Raw genomic sequence first — 21,227 nt, 5'->3', positions numbered from 1 at the left:
AAGTATGAGGGGCCTATATAAGAGAGAACGAAGCGAGTAATAGATTCTTGGGCTTGAACAGTGATACAAGTGAAAATTAAAGCATTCTAAATTAGTGACTAATTATATTTTTATTTGTAACAGGAACGGTTGGGTTAATAAGCAACTCAACAAGTGATGTATTTTCTACTCCTTAACATGAAGTGAAAAAATAAACTGAGTAATCAATCTAAATTCTGACTTGTTTATCAATAGCGCTCTGTATTTATTACAAAAAATGTTTGAATGGGATGCTCTGGCATATTTTCTTATATTCACATGTGATTCATTTCACGGCTTTAATTACTCATTCTTATTTATTTCATAAATAAACCTGATAGTAGACGCAAATGGCAGGCTCTAACCAGAGCTAAGTTTGCATTTACATAAATATCAGGTATGACAATGGACACGTTAATCAAACCCTCAATACTCGCATTAACCATCGCCAGTGCACTTAGTGCAAACGCGAACGCAGAGATTATTATTTCCCAATACGTAGAAGGCGGCGCTTATAATAAAGCGGTAGAGATCGCTAATACGGGTGATACTGCGGTGACACTCACTGGCTACGAGTTGGCGAAATCATCAAACGGTGGTGGTACTTGGGGTAGCACATTCGACCTTAGCCAAGTGACGCTACAAGCTAACCAAGTGTATGTACTGGCGCATGGTGACGCGAGCGATACCATCAAAGCTGTCTCGGATATCACAGATAAAAGCGTTGCGAACTTTAACGGTGACGACCCGATCGCACTGCTGAAAGATGGTGAAGTGCACGACATCATCGGTGTGATGGGTGACGTAGATTTTGGTAAAGACACCACATTAGTTCGTAACAGTGATGCACTAACCCCTTCTGCTACTTATGATGCATCTCAGTGGACGGCATTTGAGAAAGACAACATTGACGGCCTTGGTGAGCTAAATGCGACTGAGCCACCAGCACCATTCGCTTGTGAAGTCGACGGTCAGCAACCTAACTTCACTACCATCCAAGATATTCAAGGTGAAGGCGATACGTCTCCATTCATTGATGGTTACCCATACATTACTGACGAAGATCATTTCGTAACGGGTGTCGTGACTGCTGTTACCACTGGCCTAACCAAAGGTTTCTACCTACAAGCATTAGAAAGCGACAACAACGACAAGACCTCAGAAGGCTTGTTCATTCATACTGACGCGGCAGACACGGCGCTGAAAGCTGGTGATGTTGTTTGTGTGAAAGGTAAAGTTCAAGAGTATTACAGCAATACTCAGCTTGCTTCTGATGCTAACAGCTATGTGAAAACAGGCACCTCTGAAACCCCTCGAGTTACCGATCTTGTTATCAAAGAAGGTGAGACACTACGTGATGCGCTTGAGCGTCATGAAGGGATGCAAGTTGAGTTAACCTCGGCAAGTGACTTGTTTGTAACTCGCAACTTCTCTTACGACTACGATTCACGTCGTAACAATATGATGCTCTCTCATGAAGCGCCATTGTTAAAGCCGACTCAATTACACGCGGCAGAGAGCGATGCAGCCGTTGAGCTAGCAAAAGACAACGCAGCAAACCGCGTATACCTAGAATCAGATGGCAAAGCACCAAACGGCCAAATCCCATACTACCCAGATTTTGCTAAAGATGCAGACCAAGATGGCTCTTCAGAGCAGCACATTCGCCTTGGTTCTCGAGTAGAAGGTCTTCAGGGTGTCGTGGCTTACAGCTACAACGAATACCGCCTGATTGCGACCAATGAAGTCGATAACACCAACTTTGTGACTTCAGGTGAAGGCTTCGATGTGGCTCGTAAAGATGCCCCAGCGATTGCGGACTCAGATTTGCGTATTGCAAGCTTCAACGTACTGAACTACTTCAACTCCGTGGCTGACAGTGGCCATGAAAACCCAACCGGACAAAACCGTGGTGCGACTAACCTAGATGAGTTCCTGATCCAACAAGCGAAAATCGTTGCGGCGATGAACAAGATGGACGCTGACATCATTGGTTTGATGGAAGTGGAAAACAACGGCTTTGGTGATGGCAGTGCTATCCAAAACTTAGTTGATGCCCTAAATGCTGAGATTGATGACGCTGAAGATCATTACACGTATGTCGAAATCGAAGAGCAAGACAAATACCAAGACGAATACTTTGGCAGTGATGCGATCATGGTGGCGATTTTATATCGTGCTAACGCAGTAACGCCAAAAGACGCTGCAAAAGTGATCATCACGCCAGAGCAGCACATCGAAGAAAACACCATTACGCGTAATGACGGTGCGGAAGGCAACCCAGCTTACGACAAATACCAACGTCATAGCTTGCTACAAACCTTCACGGTGAAAGAGACAGGTAAAGATCTGTCTGTTGTTGTTAACCACTTCAAATCGAAAGGTTCTGAATGTATTGAAGAGTGGATTGCGGGCGTAGAAGATTCTGAGCCAGCGGATCTGCAAGGCAACTGTAACAACTTCCGTGTTTCTGCTGCTAACGTTGTGGGTGATGCTCTGAAAGGCATTGAAGGTGACGTGCTAGTAATGGGCGACCTGAACGCCTACGGCATGGAAGATCCTCTGCTTACACTGACTGATTACTCGAAAGAGAAATACGGCCGTGACATTTATACTGCTGCTTACACAACCATTGGTGATGGTGAACTTCAAGTAGAGAAGACCAAAATTGAAAAAGGTTACGGTCTGCACAACTTAAACACGTTGCTGCACGGCACTGATACGTTTTCTTACACCTATTCGGGCGAGCTGGGTAATTTGGACCACGCATTGGCAAGCAGCAGCCTAGCGCAAAAAGTGGTAGCAATTGAAGATTGGCACATCAACTCACTAGAGAGTAACTTGTTCGAATACAGCAGCAAGTACACAGGTGATATGCCGAAGTACAAAGATGCGTTCTCTGCCTCTGACCACGATCCAGTGATCATCGCGATTGATTTACCAGATGATGACATCGATTTACCGAAAGCAGGTGACAACTTAGCCGTCGATGTCCGTTTACCACCAACGGCGGTTGTGGGCGATATTGTTACGGTGAACTTAACGCCATCCACACAAGCGGCTGCGGCAAGCAGCGATACGAAAGCTTACTCGGCTAGCCAAACTTTAGTTCAAGCTGATATTGATGCGCGTAGCGTGAATATTGAGTTTGAACAAACGCCAGAGCAAGGTAATTATCAGTTAGAAGAGAAAGTGACTGACTCGACAGGTAATATCGTGAAGTTTAGCTCTGTTCGTGATGTTTCAATGACGCAAACTGAAGCTGGAACAGAAGTGTCGAAGGATTCAGATGGTGGTTCGTTTGGTTTTGGCGCGCTATTTGCGCTGCTAGGTCTCGGCTTATTCCGTCGTCGCCGCTAAGCGAATTTACTTCCTGACAAACAGTGCCTAAATAGCTGTAAAGACCAAAGGCCAGCCGATGCTGGCCTTTATGTTCAGAAAAAATATAGAAATGGATAATCATATTGACGTATTAGTTACCAAGTTTGGGTATACTTTTTCAGCAGAGCAAAGGGTGAGACTACTAAATGGACATTAGCTATCGTCAGCTCAAAGCTTTTATCGCCTTGGCTGAGGAACAAAATTTTACTTATGCCGCTGAAAAGGTGCACATCACCCAGTCTGCGTTGAGCCAGATGATGAAAAAGCTGACCCAGCAACTTGCCAGCGAACTCTATCAGCGCCAAGGCAGGAAAATCATCCTCACCGAAGCGGGCGAGCAGTTGTATCAGGAAGCGCGATTTATCGTTAATCGCTTGGATAAACTAGTTCAGCAAAACAAAGACCGCCAACACGGCTACAACAAGTCGCTGGTGGTTTCGTCGCTATATACGTTGTGTGCATCCTTAGCGCCGAAAACCCTCAATGACCTGAAAAAGCGCTATCCAGATTTTACTTTTCGCTTAATTGAAGAACGGGTTGATGACATTACCCATTCAGTACTACAAGGGCAGGCAGACATCGGCATCAACACCAATCCGAATCACCCAGAATTGAACTTTGATTTACTGTTTCGCGATTACCTGTGCTTTGTTTGCCGGCAAGACCATCCGCTCGCCGAGCATAAGCAAGTCAGTTGGGAACAAGCGCATCAATACGCGTCGATTGGTGTCAGCCCTGGGAACAGTTTACGCACACTTGCTGACGAAGCGTTTCAACGCATTGGTTTAACCTATGATCCGGAGTTGAGCGCTTCGCATACCTCAACACTATTAGGGATGATTTCCAGCGGACTAGGTTCGACGATTCTGTCTTCCACTATCGGTGAGTTGAGCAACAACGTGGAAGTTCGCTTTATTCCGATTGTTCAACCGGTTCAGTACCGCTCAGTAGGGCTCATTACACGTAAAGAAACTCATCGAGAGTTAGTCGATGAGTTCAGTTTGATTTTGAAAAAGCATGTCAGCGACTGGGGCTTTGCTGAGTTTATCCCCAGTCGTTAAGCGACGTTACATTGGCCCGACGGGTAAACCTGTCAGCATGTAAATCAGGAATAGCCCGCCCCAAACACTAAATAGCACCAGAGCGTATGGCACCATCATCGCGAGGAAAGTACCAAATTTCACTTGCGGGTTATATTTGGCGATCAGCGCCAGTACCATCGGAATATATGGATTGGTCGGTGAAATGATGTTGGTGGTGGAGTCGGCAATACGGTAGCCCATTTGCGTAATTTGCGGGTCTACGCCAAGTAACATAAAGAGTGGGATAAATACCGGGGCCATGATCGCCCATTGCGCCGAACCACTAAACACAATCATGTTCATCACGCCAGCAAGCATCATAAACAGCGCCATCATCGCCAGCTTTGGCATCTCGACAGACGAAATCCATTCCGCACCATTCACCGCAATAAAGATAGCTAAATTAGACCACTTAAACCAAGCAATGAACTGGGCAATCACAAATACCAAGACAATGTAGCCGCCAACGCCCTTGAGCGCTTTGGACATCAAGTCAGGAATATCACTGGCTTGTTTGATCGTACCCGCTTTGACGCCGTAAACCACCGCATTCATAAAGAAGAATGCCATGATGATCGGGATAATCCCTTTTAGGAAAGGTGAAGGTACCAAACCGCCGTCTGCATTACGCAGAGGTGAATCGGCTGGCAGCAGGGCGGCCAAAAGCAAAGCGATAAACACCAAAGACGCTGCTCCAGCCCATTTCAACGCACTCTTTTGCTTAGTGGTAATTTCAAAAGACGGTTCACTATCGGCGTGGTTGGTTGTCACTTTATGCGCGAATTTAGGCTCGATGTATTTGTCGGTGATGAGCGTCCCTGTGACGACTAAAATCGGAACGGAAAGCAACATAAAGTACCAGTTTGCTGCCGGGCTAACTTCGACGTGTTCAACGATGGCAGACGCTTCGGTTGAAATACCGGAAAGTAATACATCGGTGCCAGCAATAAATAGGTTGGCGGTAAACCCAGCCGCGACCGCGACAAAACCTGCGGCGATGCCGACAATTGGGTTGCGGTTGGTTGCCGCAAAAATCAGACCTGCGAGAGGGGGAACCAAAATGAACGCAGCGTCTGAGGCGAGGTTACCGATGATACCAGTGACGAAAATCGACGCGGTGACAAACTGACGCGGCGCGTTGAGCAATGATTGTTTGATTGCACTGTCGGCCAAGCCTACTTCTTGCAATAGCCCCACCGCTAGCATCATACATAAGACCAATCCGAGTGGTTTAAACGAGACGAAGTTATTCACCGTCGATTGCAGGATGTAAACCAGACCTTCACCACTGATTAGGCTCTTAACGTGCACTACTTCACCCGTAGATGGATGGGTCACGCCGCCGCCAATAAACGAGAATAGGCAAGAGAGCAGCATGACGCTGAGGCACAGGAAGATAAACAAATAGAAGGGATGAGGGACTTTATCGCCCAGTCGCTCAATGCGGTCGATCATTGACGCGCCTGAACTCGATTTTTGCGTAATTGCAGTCGACATTGTTAGAACACTCCTTTGTGTAAAAAGGGGAGTCACTTCCCCTCATTTGTTGTTATTGCTGTTCAATCAAATTGATAAAGTAAGCGGCGCCAATCGGCAGCAGCCGATCGTTAAAGTCGTAGGCTTTGTTGTGCAGGCCAACGCTGCATCCTTGCTCCTCAGTGCCGTTGCCGATAAAGCCGTAGCAACCCGGTACTTTGTTGAGGAAAAAGGCGAAGTCTTCGCTGGTTAGCATAGCTTCACAGCTTGGGTTAACGCGCTCAGCTCCAACGGTTTGAGCCGCTGCGTCGATCGCTCGCCGAGTTTCGTTTTCGGTGTTAACCGTCGGTGGGTGAGAAATTGGTCCGAGTTTAAATTCTGCTTGCATCCCGTGCGCCTTGGCGCTGTGAGCTACTAGTTGCTCGAGTCGTTCAACCAAGCTATCTCGTGTTTGTTGAGACAAAGTACGGAACGTACCGCTCATATGAGCTTGGTCGGCGATGGCGTTGGTTGTTTCTCCACAATGCAGCTGTGTGACCGAAACCACTAGTGGATCAAACGGGTCGTAGTTGCGGCTGACCATGCCTTGAATACCTTGGTAAATATGGGTCGCGACAAGTAATGGATCTTGGGTTGTGTGTGGTAAGCCAGCATGACCACTTTTTCCGTCGACAGTGACAAACAGACGGTCAGAGCTCGCCATTATTGGCCCCGTCTTAAATGCGAAATGCCCTTCAGGAATGCCCGGCATATTGTGCAGAGCGTAGCATTCGTCGATCGGGAAGCGCTCTAACACGCCGTCGGTGATCATGGTCTCGGCGCCACCGCGACCTTCTTCTGCCGGTTGGAATATCAGCACCGCTTTGCCTGCAAAGTTACGCGACTGGGCCAAGTAGCGCGCAGCGAGTAACAACATAGTGGTGTGACCGTCATGGCCACAAGCGTGCATTTTACCGTCGTGGCACGAACGGTGGGCAAATGTGTTGGCTTCATGGATGGGTAGCGCGTCCATGTCGGCGCGAAGACCGATGCTCTTTCCGTCCCCGAGCGAGCCGTGAATCACACCCACCACGCCCGTTTTGGCGAAATCAGTACAGATTTCATCGACGCCGTACTTTTCGAGCTCGGCAACCACTAACGCTTGAGTGTTATTTTCTTCAAAACCTAATTCTGGTTGTTTATGAATGGCATGACGGAGACTAATCGCGTCGGCTAACCAAGGTTCTAAGACTTCAATAATGTTCATACATCTCCCCTTTAATTGAGAATGATTTAACACTATTGAAACAATTCAAACAAACCGGATTACTACTGAAACTATTAGCGTTGCTAATAGTTGCTTGGAGAGAGGTTAAACTAAACGCCGCCCAATACTGAGCGGCTTAAATGACGATTACATCCCGTAGGTGAATGGTTTACCAAGCGGCAGCATGTCCTGATGCACTGGTGCTAATGCGCTCGCGTAACAGCTGAGCAGTTTCAAGGTGTATTGGGTGCGAGCGACAAAATCACTGTCATCGCTATTCGCATCTTGATCGATGAGTTTATCGCTGTTGCGCACAATGAGGTGGTCAGGCAAAAAGCACACGTGGTTATTTTTGCTGCCGGTCATGTGCAATTCGCTGATCGGGTAAACACCGTTGATACTCACGCTGACACTCACCAATAGTGCTGGTTTATGTGCCAGTTCGTTTGCTGTCGTCAGCAATAGGAAGTTTTTCAGCGCAGGGGTTGCCATCCCGTGCCATTCCGGTGTGATAAAGACAAACGCGTCAGACTCTTGCAGTTTTTGCGCGATTGGTGTCCAAACATCCCACTCTTGGATACCTTGCCAAACGCCTTCATTCCAAAATGGCAGGTTCAGTTCATGCAGGTCGAGGATCTCCACTTGGTCGAATTCTTGCAAACCGTGCTGTTTGAGAAAACGAGCTACGTTGAGACTTTGTGAATTTGCCCTTTGGCTGCCAGAGACAATCGTTAGTTTCATAATCATTTCCTTTTGAATTTTATATCTTGTTTATTGGAGTTATGCATTTGCAGCTTTAGGACTATGGGAGGCCAAAAAGATCGAAACCAGTATTGCTCCTGCACCTAACAATTGCAGTGGTGTGAGTATTTCATCTAAAAATACGTAGCCCAACACGCTCGCCGAGACGCTACTCAGAAATCCTAGAAACGCGACGTTTGTTGCAGGAAGACGCTCGATTCCTTTAAACCACAGTGCGTAAGCGAGTACCGCGCCCACTATGGTTAGGTAGCTGTATCCGGCCAAGTTTTTTAGCGAAATGGTCTCCGGTAGACCTTCAAACCATAGCGCTGCAGGTAATAAAAGGATGCCTCCGACGAGGAGTTGCCAGCCAGTGAACGCCAATGTCGACATATTCTCCGGACGTCCCCAGTATTTGGTGAGCACCACGCCACTTGCCATGCTTAATGTACCTAGTACCGCCAGAACAATTCCTTGCGCGCTGATCTGCACCGTTTCGTTGATGACGATAAGCGCTACACCAAGCACCCCGAAGATTGCTGCGATGCAGTGGCTCAAGGCGATCTTACTTTTTAATACCAGCCCACTGAGTAGCATCACGATGATCGGTTGGCTCGACATGACCAATGCCGCCGTTCCTCCGGGCAGGTAGCTCGCCGCAAAAAATAAACAGTAGAAAAACAGCCCGATGTTGAGCGTTCCAAGGCAAGCTAGTTTTCCCCACCATTGCTGGTTCGGAAAGCAGCGTGTATACGCGATGAGCAGTAATCCTGCAGGCAGTGCGCGTATCGCAGAAGCGAGCAGGGGACTGTCTGCGGGTAGCAACTCAGTAGTGACGATATAGGTGCTGCCCCAAACGGTGGGAGCAATCGCGGTGAGCAGTATTGCTTGAATCCTTTCTGCGCTGGTCATAATAACTCCTGTAAAAGTATCTTTTGTGAAAGATTGTTTTTTAAAAGTAATGGTGTTTTTTCTTTTGGTCAAGTATCTTTTTGAAAAGATTTTTAGTTAGTGATGATCGTGAGGATGATGTAATGGACGGTGTAGATAAGATTCTTCAGCAGTGGCAGCAAGCACGACCTGACTTAGATTGTTCTTCGATGGGCGTGGTTGGGCGAATTCGTCGCGCGGCAAACTTCTGGGAACAGGCCCATGGCCAAGTGTGCGGTGATGCTGGGATCAGCGCGATTGAGTTCGATATTCTGGCGACGTTAAGACGTAGCGTCGAACCCGTCACTCCGACAACGTTGTACAAAACGTTGATGATTTCGTCTGGTGCGGTAAGTACCCGATTAGAAGGCCTAGTACAAAAAGGTTGGGTGCACCGCGTAGCGAGCGAAAGCGACCGCAGAAGTAATCGAGTGACATTGACGGAAGACGGTGTTGCCTTTTTAGATCAGGTGCTTGAAGCGCATGTCGCGAGCATGGAACAGCACTTAACTTGTCTCGACTCTGAAGAAAGAAATGCGTTGGAAAGCCTGCTGAGTAAGTTCCTGCAAGCCGAGGTGGAATAACTGATCGTACTTGCGTTTAGATAAAAAGGCGGCACAATACTCGCTTTCAGGTTTCCACGATGTAGTCCCATGCTGTTAATTATCGATAACTACGACTCTTTTACCTACAACCTTTACCAATACTTCTGCGAGCTTGGTGCAGACGTAAAGGTGGTGCGTAACGATGAAATCGATATCCAAGGCATTGAGGCGCTCAACCCAACTCATTTGGTGATCTCGCCAGGGCCATGTACGCCGAACGAAGCAGGTATTTCACTGAAAGCGATAGAACACTTCGCTGGTAAGCTTCCAATATTGGGTGTTTGCCTTGGCCATCAAGCGATAGCGCAAGTGTTTGGGGGCGAAGTGGTACGTGCACGACAAGTGATGCACGGTAAGACCTCACCGATTCGTCATAACGGTCGTAGTGTGTTTAAAAATCTGAATAACCCACTCACGGTAACTCGTTATCACTCTCTTGTGGTGAAAAACGGTACTTTACCCGACGTGTTTGAACTGACTGCATGGACAGAGCTGCCTGACGGAAGCATGGATGAAATAATGGGTTACCAACATAAAACCTTGCCAATTGATGCGGTGCAGTTCCACCCAGAATCAATCAAAACTGAGCAAGGTCACGAGTTGCTTGCGAACTTTTTAGCACGCAAAGCGATCTGATCGCGATCACTTTTCTTAACAAATCATTCATCTTTTTGCTGAGGTGAGCGGATTGCAAAACTATGCGATTCTCTCGAGTCTCTTTGTCTATTCATGTCTTTTTAAACCTTCTATCCCCTGTATTACATAACATTTATAAAAAATCACTTCTCTATTTTACTTTCTTGATGCATAAATAGTCATAAGCAGTGATTAATGGAAGTTGCTTTCGAGAACGAAAAGAATAAATCACTATTGAAATAGTTAATTAAATGTAAATACAATGCCGCAATAGCTTAAATGCAAAACATTATTTGCTGGCAAAGAGAGCCGGTTAAATTCGCTTATCTGCTACGCATGCGGTATCAAGAAGGAATGTGCAATGACAACGGAAATTAAAGTAGAGCGCGGTTTATTCGATGAGGTAATGGTACCTTGCTATAACCCGATGGAAATGATCCCTGTTAAAGGTGAAGGTTCACGTGTTTGGGATCAGGAAGGTAATGAATACATCGACTTTGCTGGTGGTATTGCAGTGAGCTGTCTTGGCCATTGTCATCCAGTAATGGTAAACGCACTAACAGAGCAAGCTAACAAGCTTTGGCACTTAAGTAACGTTATGACGAACGAACCAGCCCTTCGTCTGGCGAAAAAGCTAACAGAAGTGAGTTTTGCTGAGCGTGTGTTCTTTGCTAACTCTGGCGCAGAAGCAAACGAAGCCGCTTTGAAGCTGGCACGTCGTTATGCAGCAGACGTTCATGGCACTGAGAAATCTGAAATCATTGCATTCAAACAAGGTTTCCACGGTCGTACATTCTTTACCGTAACGGTTGGTGGCCAAGCGGCATACTCTGACGGCTTCGGTCCTAAGCCAGGCGACGTGACACACCTTCCTTACAACGATATCGAAGCTTTACAAGCACACATGTCTGATCGTACTTGTGCGGTCATGATGGAGCCACTACAAGGTGAAGGCGGCATCGTGCCACCAACGCCTGAGTTCGCTCAAGCGGTTCGCGAGCTGTGTGACAAACACAACGCCTTACTGATCTTCGATGAAGTGCAAACTGGTAATGGCCGAACAGGTAACTTCTACGCTTACCAAGGTTTAGGTATCACGCCAGATATTCTAAGTACTGCGAAATCACTTGGTGGCGGTTTCCCAATCGGTGCAATGCTAACGACAGCAAAATTGGCAGAGCACATGAAAGTGGGCACTCACGGTTCTACATATGGCGGTAACCCACTAGCGTGTGCGGTTGCAGAAGCGGTTGTAAATGAAGTCACTAAGCCAGAGGTTTTGGCTGGTGTACTAGAACGCGAAGCAATGTTCCGTGAAGGTCTAGAGAAGATCAACGCGAAGTACAACATCTTCTCAGAAGTGCGCGGTCAAGGCCTATTACTTGGCGCTGCACTAAATGAAGAATGGCAAGGCCGTGCGCGTGACGTGCTGGTTGCTGCAGGTAAACAAGGTCTCATGGTATTGGTTGCGGGTGCCAATGTCGTACGTTTCACACCATCACTCGTTATCACACAACAAGAAATTGAAGAAGGCTTGGCGAAACTGGATAAAGCGATCGCGACTTTAGTTTAAGCGCGATATCAGTTTAAACGTCAACGCAGACACCCCCGTCAAGGATCTCTGATGGGGGAATTGTTCCTACAATATAGTTAGGATCTTCTTGCATCTGGAGGGAGTATTGATGCTAGTAGTTCGCCCTATCGCGATGTCGGATTACGACGCACTGCACACTTGTGCGGTGGAGTCTGGTCACGGATTTACATCTCTACCGGTTAACGAAGAACTGTTAACCAATCGAATCAAACATTCAGAGTACAGCTTTGGTAAGCCAGATGTGGCAGAACCAGGCGATGAAGGCTACCTGATGGTTGGCTTTGACTCTGAAACGGGTGAGGTTGCGGGTACCACCGGAATCGAAGCATCTATCGGCTGGGATGTCCCATTTTACTCATATCACATTAGTAAAGTTGTGCACTCGTCGCCAAAGCTTGGCGTTAACAACGTCGTTAAACTGCTTACTTTTGGTAATAACTACACTGGTAACAGCGAAATTTGTACCTTGTTCTTGCGTGAGAAATTCCGCCAAGGTCTGAATGGTCGTCTAATGTCGAAGTGTCGTTTCCTAATGATGGCAGAGCACCCAGAGCGCTTCTCTGAAACGATCTTTGCGGAGATGCGTGGCGTTTCAGACGACGAGGGTAATTCACCATTCTGGCAATGGCTTCAAGAGCATTTCTTCTCTATCGATTTCACTCTTGCAGATTACCTGACAGGTATCGGCAAGAAAGGCTTTATCGCCGACTTGATGCCGAAACTGCCTATTTACATCAATCTGCTCAGCCCAGAAGCGCAAGCCGTGATTGGTCAAGTACATGACAACACGCGTCCAGCGCTGAAGCTGCTTGAGCGTGAAGGTTTTACCAACCGAGGTTACGTCGACATCTTCGATGGTGGCCCAACGGTTGAGTGTGATCTGCGTAATATTGAGTCGGTACGTCATTCATTCCGCGCGCAAGTCAAAATCTCTGAACATTCCAGCACACAAGACTTCTTGATGTGTAATTCATCTTTCGAGAATTTCCGTGCGACAGTCACTAAGGCGGCGTATGACGCAGAGACACAGAGCGTAATGATCGCACCAGACGTTGCGGATGCACTTTCGGTTGAAGAAGGGGATTTCGTTCGCCTTCTTCCGCAGTAACAGACGACAGAATTTAAGGATAGAAACAATGACACATTGGATTGCAGGTGAATGGGTACAAGGTCAGGGTGAAGCATTTACGTCTCTGTCGCCGTACAACCAAGAAGTGATCTGGCAAGGCAAAGGTGCAACGGCAGAGCAGGTGAACCAGGCGGTATCTGCAGCGCGTGAAGCGTTTATTGACTGGAAAAAGCGCCCATTTTCAGAGCGTGAGGCAATCGTGTTGGCTTTTGCGGAGAAAGTAAAAGAGAACAGCGAAAAAATCGCCGAAGTCATTGCCAAAGAAACTGGTAAGCCAATTTGGGAAACGCGCACTGAAGCAGCGGCAATGGCAGGTAAAATTGCCATTTCGATTCGCGCTTATCATGACCGCACTGGTGAGGCGAGCCGTGAAGCAGCAGGCAACCAAATCGTATTGCGCCACCGCCCATTGGGCGTGATGGCGGTGTTTGGTCCTTACAACTTCCCAGGCCACCTACCAAATGGTCACATTGTGCCTGCGCTACTGGCTGGTAACACGGTAGTCTTCAAACCGTCTGAGCAAACGCCATGGACGGGTGAATTGGCAATGAAGCTATGGGAAGAAGCCGGTCTGCCGAAAGGCGTGATTAACCTTGTTCAAGGCGCGAAAGAAACTGGTATCGCGCTCGCTGACGCAAAAGGCATCGATGGCGTACTGTTTACGGGTAGCGCAAATACGGGGCATGTATTACACCGTCAATTTGCGGGTCAACCGGGCAAGATGCTCGCACTAGAAATGGGTGGTAATAACCCGATGGTGATCTCTGATAAATATGGTGATTTGGATGCCACGGTTTACACCATCATCCAGTCAGCGTTTATCAGTGCTGGGCAGCGTTGTACGTGTGCTCGTCGTTTGTATGTGCCATTGGGTGAAAAAGGCGATGCGCTTATCACCAAACTCGTTGAAGCGACACGCAATATTCGCGTAGACCAACCATTTGCAGAACCTGCGCCATTTATGGGACCGCAAATTTCGGTCGCGGCAGCCAAGTTTATTCTTGATGCACAAGCTAATCTACAGTCTCTTGGCGGTGAAAGCTTGATTGAAGCGAAAGCAGGAGAGGCGGCGTTTGTTTCTCCAGGCATCATTGATGTAACGAACATTGCTGAGTTACCAGATGAAGAGTACTTCGGCCCACTTCTGCAAGTGGTGCGCTACGAAGGATTAGACAAAGCCGTGGCGCTAGCAAACGATACGCGCTTTGGCTTATCTGCTGGTTTGGTTTCAACCGACGACCAAGAATGGGAATACTTCGTTGACCACATTCGTGCAGGAATCGTGAACCGTAACCGCCAGCTTACTGGGGCAAGCGGTGATGCGCCATTTGGTGGTCCGGGGGCGTCGGGTAACTTGCGCCCAAGCGCTTACTACGCAGCAGATTACTGTGCGTACCCAATGGCATCAATGGAAGGTCAAGAAACTGTCTTGCCTGCAACATTGAGTCCAGGTGTAGTGCTATAAGTTTTAATAATAGAGTCGCAACTATGCATTGCGGCTCACCTTGCCGGCGCATCATTTAGGTATGGGTTGTAGTGATCGTTGGCAGAACACGAAAAGTGAGCAAAGACTCGGAAAAGCGTGTTGACTGACTGGCATTTACCGTCACAGGTTGATGGTTGCTCGTTCATTATTCTGGACAACTTTTGTTGTGAACGAGCAGCCAACTTCCGCTTACCTTTAAACTCTACATCTCGTAACAAGGAGTCGTTATGACGCCCGATGTGTTATTTGAATCGCTATGGCAAGATTACATTCAACGTCTTTGCCCTTCGGCGGCTAAAGTGCATCAGCTGCTTCAAGAAGATGAGCCTCTGATTAATGATCATATAGCTTTACGTACCTTCAATATCGCGCCTCTTGGTATTGAAACTCTAGCTAAGCCATTTGTAGCTATTGGTTACAAGGCGTGTGGTGATTACGTTTTCGAAAGCAAAAAGCTGGTTGCTAAGCACTATGAGCACCCAGATCCGAAGCAACCTAAAGTATTTATTAGTGAGCTAAAAGTTGAAGAGTGCTCGCCTGAGCTACAAGAGATTGTGAAAAATTTGGTGGCACAAGTCGATGCTGACAAGCTGAACGATAGCGCATTCTTACATGGTGGACGCTTGTGGGATTTAAGCTTTGCTGATTACCAAACGTTGGCTAAAGAAAGTGAGTACGCATCTTGGCTTGCGGCGCATGGTTACGGAGCAAACCACTTCACGGTGAGCGTTAACCAACTCAATGAATATGAAGAAGTGAAGCAGGTAAACGATCATCTGCGTACCGCTGGGTTTACCATTAATGAAAATGGTGGTGAAGTGAAGGGCACTCCTGAGGTGTTGCTAGAGCAGTCATCGACCATGGCAGATAAAGTAGCGGTTCGTTTTAGCGAAGGCACTGAAATTATCCCTGGCGGGTTTTATGAATTTGCTAAGCGCTATCCGATGGAAAATGGTGATTTGTACCCAGGTTTCGTGGCCGCTTCAGCGGACAAAATCTTTGAAAGTACGAATGGCTAAGTTTTAGGGTTAACCTGTTAAGCTTACTCATTAGTGTTCGCTGCACCCTATCTCATTTGGTCATGAGCAAATAAAAAGCCACCAATGTTGCCATTGGTGGCTTTTATAATTTTGTTCGTGTCACTCTAGTTCGAGATTAACGAGTACCGTAAACCACGATGGTTTTACCGTGAGCAGAGATTAGGTTCTGCTCTTCTAGCATCTTCAAGATACGACCTACTGTCTCACGAGAACAGCCAACAATTTGACCGATTTCTTGACGAGTGATCTTGATTTGCATGCCGTCTGGGTGAGTCATTGCGTCTGGTTGTTTTGCAAGGTTCAGAAGCGTCTGAGCGATACGACCAGTTACGTCTAGGAACGCCAGGTCACCCACTTTTTGGCTAGTTACTTGAAGACGACGAGCCATCTGCGCAGAAAGACGCATTAGGATGTCTGGGTTTACTTGGATAAGCTGACGGAACTTCTTGAAAGAAATTTCAGCAACTTCACAAGGAGATTTAGCACGAACCCAAGCTGTGCGCTCTTGGTCTTCCTCGAATAGACCAAGTTCACCAATAAAGTCTCCTTGGTTTAGGTAAGAAAGGATCATCTCCTTACCTTCTTCGTCTTTGATAAGAACCGCAACAGAACCTTTAACGATGTAGTACAAAGTTTCTGCCTTTTCGCCCGCGTGAATTAGCGTGCTCTTTGAAGGGTACTTATGAATATGACAGTGTGAAAGAAACCACTCTAATGTTGGGTCGGTTTGAGGTTTACCTAGAACCATAATATCTCACTTCCTCTGCAGGGTACGCTTGCGCTATCCATATTTTAGCTAAGCCTGAATTAGGCCTACTAGAATAAGAGCACTTTTTATATGCTGCAAGCTCTCTTGTGTTTCGGTAAGAAATAGTATCCTTTTTCGAAAACGATTTCTTGATTTTAATCGTGCCATGATTGAGATTTTGTAAGCAAAACTGTGCACATGATCACGGTATGAAAAGTAAACATCTTCGCAGGCAGGTTTTTAGCCAATTTTCCCTGTTTCGATGAGCTGTTGTAGGATAGGCCGAACTATGAGCTCCATTGCAAAGCTCATCTTACCGCCGGGTACGACAATCGTGTTGTGGCGTGACATGAATGAGCCATCAATCATGGCCAGCAGATATGGGAAGTCGACATTCTTGATACCGCGTAGGCGAATCACCACAAAACTCTCATCCAAACTAGGGATGCCTTTTGCATTAAGTGGGTTGGAAGTATCAACGGTCGGTACGCGCTGGAAGTTGATGTGAGTACGAGAAAACTGCGGAGTGATATAGTTGAGGTAATCGTCCATGGATCGCACGATTGAGTCCATTACCGCTTCACGCGAATGGCCGCGATCGCGAGTGTCACGTACGAATTTTTGGATCCACTCTAAGTTCACAATCGGCACCATGCCAATTAAGAAATCCACATGTTGAGCAACATTAACATCGCCATCGACCACGCCACCATGTAACCCTTCATAAAACAGCACGTCGCTGTTTTCGGGTAAGTCTTGCCACGGTGTAAACGTGCCTGGCATTTGATTGTAGGGAACCGCTTCGTCAAACGTGTGCAGATAACGGCGCACGCTGCCAGTGCCGTCATGCCCGAACTTACGGAAAAACTCTTCTAATCCCGGGAAGTCATTAGCTTGTGGGCCAAAGTAGCTAATGTGTCGACCTTGCTCGCGGGCTTTGCGGATTTCGATGTCCATCTCTGGGCGAGTAAAGCGATGGAAGCTATCGCCTTCAACCCATGCGGGTTTAACGTTCATCATATTGAACATTTTACGGAAGGCTTCAGATGTAGTGGTCGTGCCGGCACCGGACGAACCAGTAACCGCAATAATTGGGTGTTTAGCTGACATGACAAACCTTGTCGAAAATTACTTACCTGTAATGTGCAGTAGAGTTACTACTGCACGGTCGATATCCCACTATAGCACGTAACAATACCTTGTCATCGAGTGGGATACGGTAAAATGTGAAGGGTCTAAAATTTTGTTTTATGTTGAATATCGACGGTTTCGTGTAGCTCAGAGAACACGATAACCGCTTCACCTTTTTCCAATTGAGCTTTGACTTGATCAATTTTGTCTTGCAAAGAAACCTCGACGGTTCCGTAATCCGTTCCTTCGCGTAAGACGAATTCACGAATTAAGTTTTCCAATGTTTCCGGCGCAATGTCTTGCCATGGAATGATCATAAATACCTCTAACTTTTATGATGAGCGGCTAGTTTACTGCGTTCGTTGCTTGGATACAGCAGAAAGGTAATCTGCGGCGATACTTTCGTAATACGCGGGCAGCGCTTCCTCCAACCAAAACTTAGGTTTTAACGCCGTTCCTGTCAGGAAGCCAACATGGCCACCGTGTTCAAAGAGACGGTAATCAATGTTATCTGGCAGAACAAACTTCGGGATCACATCGTCGGTCATGAACGGATCGTCTTTGGCGTGAATGATCAGTGTCGGTAGCGTGATCTGTTGTAATTTACTTAAGCCTGAACATTGATCGTAATAATCTTGTGCGTCTTTAAAGCCATGCAATGGTGCGGTGATCAAATCATCGAATTCATACAGCCGTGTGACACGTTTTATTGAGTTGTAGGACAGCGCAAGCTCGCCGTGCAGTAGATGATGCTTTTGTAACGCGTTACGTTTCAGTGAAGAAAGCAGGTAACGGCGATACACTTTCGAAAAGCCTTGTTCAATACGGTTTGCACACGCCGCTAGGTCTAAAGGCGCTGAGATAATAGTCGCTGCATTCAAAATAGGGTGGTCTTTATATTGGGCTAAATAATTCGCCAACATGTTACCGCCAAGAGAAATACCAACTGCAACTTTGGGATTATCAGGAAAACGTTGTTCAAGGTGCTCTAGGAAGTAACGAGCATCCGTCACTTCTCCCGAGTGATAAGCTCGTGCTTTTTTGTTTGGTTTACCGCTGCAGCCACGAAAATGCATCATCACCGACAGCCATCCAGATTGAGCAAATGCATTCATTAGCCCATTGGCATAAGGGCTATAGAAGCACCCCTCTAACCCATGAAATAAAACAAAAATCGGCTTTTTTTGTGCAGGCTCTTGGGTTGGGTCCTCGCTCCACGCGAGATCGAGAAAGTCGCCATCGGATGTATCGAGGGTTTGCCAAATCGGCGTAAATAACGCTTTTTTGCGAATAAAACGCGGCAAAAGCGTTTGGAGATGCGGGTTTTTGATCCCGGCGGCTGCGAAAAATTGTGTCATACCTAACTGCTCTTATGCGGTCCTTCGGTGTCCGTTGAAGAACTTATTAATATAATCCTTTATAAAGATTATAGGTATTCTACAGATTTATGGGCGTTTTGGTGGTTGAATGTTTGGCACCGGAATAGCAAAGGCTTGCTGCAAATGCTCCCCACCGAGTTGACGACAGTATCTCAACGTCAGTGGGTCACCATCATTTTTGAGTAGTGCAAGTGAGTTAATGCAGTCCACCAAATCCGCTTGTTGCTGCTTTTCTAGTTGCAGCTCAAACTGCAAGGTCTCACGATACAAAGCGTCATTGACTTGAGACTTAAGGTGGCGACGAAGGTCGCGAAAGGAGTGAAGTAAAGTTTCGCTCCTACCTAGACAGTCTTGCACCAAGGGCCAGTCTTTTTCTTGGAAAATGAGTTGCTGCTCATCGAGCCATCTGAGCAGCAGGAGTAGGTTCACGTTACCGTGGTAGTTGTTTTGCAATGATAAGCACGCCTCTTTCACTTCTCGCACACCATAAAACTGCAGACTAAACTGCCAAAGGTGTTCTAGGGTGAGTGTGTATTCAGCGTGTTGATTACTCATTGATTAAACTCTAGCTCCATCTGCTCCAACGTTTCTTGAGCAGACATCCATTCCATTTCAATTTCTTCGAGCTCAGCCTTACTAGAAGCTTGAAGTGCCAGCACTTGGTTAAGTTTAGCTTTATTTTCGGCCGCATACAGTGAGTTGTCCGCCAATTGTTCTTCAGCTTCGGCCAGTGCAGCACCTAACTTATCCATTTTATTTTCTAGTTGTGTCAGCGTTTTGCGAATTGGCGCTGTCTGTTTTCGAAACTCTGCATCGCGACGTTTCTGCTCTTTTTTCGCTGCCGCGCTGTTGGCGCTATCTTTGGCTGGCTGTGCGGCTTGTGCTTCTTTGCGTTCCGCTCTTTGTTGCTCAGTTAACCACTTGTAGTAGTCGTTTAAGTCACCATCGAACGGAGCAACTTGTCGATCATGCACTAAATACAAGTCATCGGTCGTAGCACGCAATAGGTAACGGTCGTGCGAAACAATCACCATTGCACCTTCGAACGTTTGCAGTGCCATCGTAAGTGCTTGGCGCATGTCCAAGTCTAAGTGGTTGGTCGGTTCATCAAGTAGCAACAGGTTTGGCTTTTGCCACACAATTAAAGCCAATACCAAACGGGCTTTTTCGCCACCAGAAAACGGCGCAACTTTTTCTAGTGCTTTGTCACCTTGGAAGCCAAAGCTACCTAGGTAATCACGTAGCTGCTGTTCGGTTTGATCGGGTGCGATTTGCATCATGTGTTGCAGCGGCGTTTCTTCAGGATGAAGCGTTTCTAACTGGTGCTGAGCGAAGTAACCAATTTTCACGCCTTGTGAGTAAGTTAGGTCACCACCTTGCGCGTTAAGTTCACCAGAGAGCAGCTTGATTAAGGTCGATTTACCCGCACCATTACGGCCGAGTAGACCAATACGACTGCCAGGAACCAAGTTCAAGCGGATCTTCTCTAAGATGAGGTTGTCACCGTAACCTGCAGATACTTCATCCATCATCATGATTGGGTTTGGCAGCGCAGCTGGCTCACGGAATTGGAAGCTAAATGGGTTATCGAATTGAGCTGGCAGTACTTTTTCCATGCGCTCCAAAGCTTTGATACGGCTTTGGGCTTGGCGTGCTTTTGATGCTTTATAACGGAAGCGGTCGATGTAGCTTTGCATGTGCGACATCTGCTTCTGTTGCTTTTCAAACATCGCTTGTTGTAACACCATCTTTTGTGCGCGTTGGTTTTCGAATGACGAGTAGTTACCCGTGTATTCGTTCAGCTGCTGATTCTCGATGTGAATGATGCGACCAACAATTGGATCAAGGAAGTCTCGGTCGTGCGAGATCAGAATCAGCGTGCCAGGGTAGTTTTGTAGCCAACGCTCTAACCACATTACCGCGTCCAAATCCAAGTGGTTGGTTGGTTCGTCGAGTAGCAGTAGATCAGAACGACACAATAGCGCTTGAGCCAAGTTAAGACGCATACGCCAACCACCCGAGAATTGGGTCAAACTCCAACTCATTTGCTCTTGGCTGAACCCTAAACCATCGAGCAGTTCTGCCGCGCGAGCGCGAATGCTGTAACCACCAATGGTTTCAATTTTACCGTGTATCTCGGCAACTAGGGTTCCGTTGTCCTGCGTTTCTGCTTCTGCTAACTGCTTTTCGAGAGCGCGGTATTCGCGATCACCATCAATGACGTATTCCAGTGCAGTGCGCTCTAGCGCAGGCGTTTCCTGTGCGACCCAGGCCAACTCCCAGTGTTGAGGTTGGCTAAATGAGCCTGCATCAATTGACAGTTCATCTTTCAGTAGGGCAAACAGCGTTGATTTACCGCAGCCGTTTTTGCCCACAAGACCGACTTTATCGCCAGGGTGAATAGTCGCAGAAGCTTGGTCTAAAAGAGGTTTACCGCCACGCAGTAACTGAATATCAGAGAAGGTAATCATAAAGTTTTCATTCACTTTGCGCAGTGCGCGTTGCTTGGTTACATAGCGAAGTGGTTTCAATCGTTTTTAAAGCCACTTGGGTATATATCTAGCGGTGAATAGTAGGGGTATTGACCGGAAAAGTCGATTGATTC

At 47.1% G+C, this 21,227-nt stretch carries 18 protein-coding genes; 8 read left to right on the top strand and 10 right to left on the bottom strand.

Annotated elements, in window-relative coordinates; all coding sequences use genetic code 11:
• Nucleotides 1-423 precede the first annotated feature (423 nt).
• Both R7127_RS21545 and R7127_RS21540 read left to right on the top strand, forming a co-directional pair.
• Nucleotides 424-3,378, top strand: coding sequence for an ExeM/NucH family extracellular endonuclease (locus tag R7127_RS21545; RefSeq protein WP_206971466.1), 2,955 nt, complete (start codon nt 424-426; stop codon nt 3,376-3,378).
• Between the two features lie 167 nt (nt 3,379-3,545).
• A complete protein-coding gene (locus R7127_RS21540) occupies nt 3,546-4,460 on the top strand; it encodes a LysR family transcriptional regulator (RefSeq protein ID WP_033907171.1) in 915 nt (304 codons plus the stop codon).
• A 6-nt stretch (nt 4,461-4,466) separates the two neighbouring features.
• Here R7127_RS21540 and R7127_RS21535 read toward each other — a convergent pair whose 3' ends face one another.
• The 4 genes from R7127_RS21535 to R7127_RS21520 form a co-directional block, all read right to left on the bottom strand.
• Entirely contained in the window at nt 4,467-5,978 is a 1,512-nt protein-coding gene (locus tag R7127_RS21535) for an AbgT family transporter (protein ID WP_053303039.1), read from the bottom strand.
• A 52-nt stretch (nt 5,979-6,030) separates the two neighbouring features.
• On the bottom strand, nt 6,031-7,203 hold the full coding sequence (locus tag R7127_RS21530; RefSeq protein ID WP_005381411.1) for a M20 aminoacylase family protein: 1,173 nt from the start codon (nt 7,201-7,203) through the stop codon (nt 6,031-6,033).
• A 147-nt stretch (nt 7,204-7,350) separates the two neighbouring features.
• A complete protein-coding gene (locus R7127_RS21525) occupies nt 7,351-7,944 on the bottom strand; it encodes an NAD(P)H-dependent oxidoreductase (protein ID WP_172563470.1) in 594 nt (197 codons plus the stop codon).
• 39 nt (nt 7,945-7,983) lie between these two features.
• Nucleotides 7,984-8,856 carry an EamA family transporter gene (locus R7127_RS21520; RefSeq protein WP_005381415.1) on the bottom strand — a complete coding sequence of 291 codons (873 nt, stop codon included), beginning with the start codon at nt 8,854-8,856 and terminating at the stop codon, nt 7,984-7,986.
• A 122-nt stretch (nt 8,857-8,978) separates the two neighbouring features.
• Between R7127_RS21520 and R7127_RS21515 the strand changes: the two genes are divergently transcribed.
• The 6 genes from R7127_RS21515 to R7127_RS21490 all read left to right on the top strand — a co-directional run bounded on the left by R7127_RS21515 (nt 8,979) and on the right by R7127_RS21490 (nt 15,343).
• Nucleotides 8,979-9,458 carry a MarR family winged helix-turn-helix transcriptional regulator gene (locus R7127_RS21515; protein ID WP_005381417.1) on the top strand — a complete coding sequence of 160 codons (480 nt, stop codon included), beginning with the start codon at nt 8,979-8,981 and terminating at the stop codon, nt 9,456-9,458.
• 69 nt (nt 9,459-9,527) lie between these two features.
• On the top strand, nt 9,528-10,115 hold the full coding sequence (locus R7127_RS21510; RefSeq protein WP_053303043.1) for an aminodeoxychorismate/anthranilate synthase component II: 588 nt from the start codon (nt 9,528-9,530) through the stop codon (nt 10,113-10,115).
• Between the two features lie 361 nt (nt 10,116-10,476).
• Nucleotides 10,477-11,688 carry an aspartate aminotransferase family protein gene (locus R7127_RS21505; RefSeq protein ID WP_005381420.1) on the top strand — a complete coding sequence of 404 codons (1,212 nt, stop codon included), beginning with the start codon at nt 10,477-10,479 and terminating at the stop codon, nt 11,686-11,688.
• Between the two features lie 109 nt (nt 11,689-11,797).
• Nucleotides 11,798-12,817, top strand: a complete 1,020-nt coding sequence (astA, locus tag R7127_RS21500) for an arginine N-succinyltransferase (RefSeq protein WP_005381422.1) — start codon at nt 11,798-11,800, stop codon at nt 12,815-12,817.
• Between the two features lie 28 nt (nt 12,818-12,845).
• A complete protein-coding gene (gene astD, locus R7127_RS21495) occupies nt 12,846-14,303 on the top strand; it encodes a succinylglutamate-semialdehyde dehydrogenase (protein ID WP_025768787.1) in 1,458 nt (485 codons plus the stop codon).
• A gap of 248 nt (nt 14,304-14,551) precedes the next feature.
• Entirely contained in the window at nt 14,552-15,343 is a 792-nt protein-coding gene (locus R7127_RS21490; RefSeq protein ID WP_042523639.1) for a DUF1338 domain-containing protein, read from the top strand.
• A gap of 136 nt (nt 15,344-15,479) precedes the next feature.
• Here R7127_RS21490 and crp read toward each other — a convergent pair whose 3' ends face one another.
• From crp to R7127_RS21460, 6 genes are all read right to left on the bottom strand, one after another.
• On the bottom strand, nt 15,480-16,112 hold the full coding sequence (crp, locus tag R7127_RS21485; protein ID WP_005381432.1) for a cAMP-activated global transcriptional regulator CRP: 633 nt from the start codon (nt 16,110-16,112) through the stop codon (nt 15,480-15,482).
• Between the two features lie 240 nt (nt 16,113-16,352).
• A complete protein-coding gene (locus R7127_RS21480; protein WP_005381434.1) occupies nt 16,353-17,222 on the bottom strand; it encodes a phosphoribulokinase in 870 nt (289 codons plus the stop codon).
• Nucleotides 17,223-17,347: 125 nt separating this feature from the next.
• Nucleotides 17,348-17,560, bottom strand: a complete 213-nt coding sequence (locus R7127_RS21475) for a YheU family protein (protein ID WP_005382815.1) — start codon at nt 17,558-17,560, stop codon at nt 17,348-17,350.
• Nucleotides 17,561-17,593: 33 nt separating this feature from the next.
• Nucleotides 17,594-18,601: a hydrolase gene (locus R7127_RS21470; protein WP_033907159.1), complete on the bottom strand. Its 1,008-nt coding sequence runs from the start codon at nt 18,599-18,601 to the stop codon at nt 17,594-17,596.
• An 87-nt stretch (nt 18,602-18,688) separates the two neighbouring features.
• The gene (locus R7127_RS21465) at nt 18,689-19,177 is read right to left on the bottom strand and encodes a TIGR02444 family protein (protein WP_033907158.1); all 489 of its coding nucleotides are present in this window, start codon (nt 19,175-19,177) and stop codon (nt 18,689-18,691) included.
• Nucleotides 19,174-21,093: an ABC transporter ATP-binding protein gene (locus R7127_RS21460; RefSeq protein ID WP_053307381.1), complete on the bottom strand. Its 1,920-nt coding sequence runs from the start codon at nt 21,091-21,093 to the stop codon at nt 19,174-19,176. Before R7127_RS21460 ends, R7127_RS21465 begins: the two co-directional genes overlap by 4 nt.
• Between the last annotated feature and the right edge of the window lie 134 nt (nt 21,094-21,227).

The sequence above is a fragment of the Vibrio sp. 1159 genome (assembly GCF_033340395.1).
In the GTDB taxonomy this organism is placed as follows: Bacteria; Pseudomonadota; Gammaproteobacteria; order Enterobacterales; family Vibrionaceae; genus Vibrio; species Vibrio alginolyticus.
This window is presented reverse-complemented; position numbering and strand designations above follow the sequence as displayed.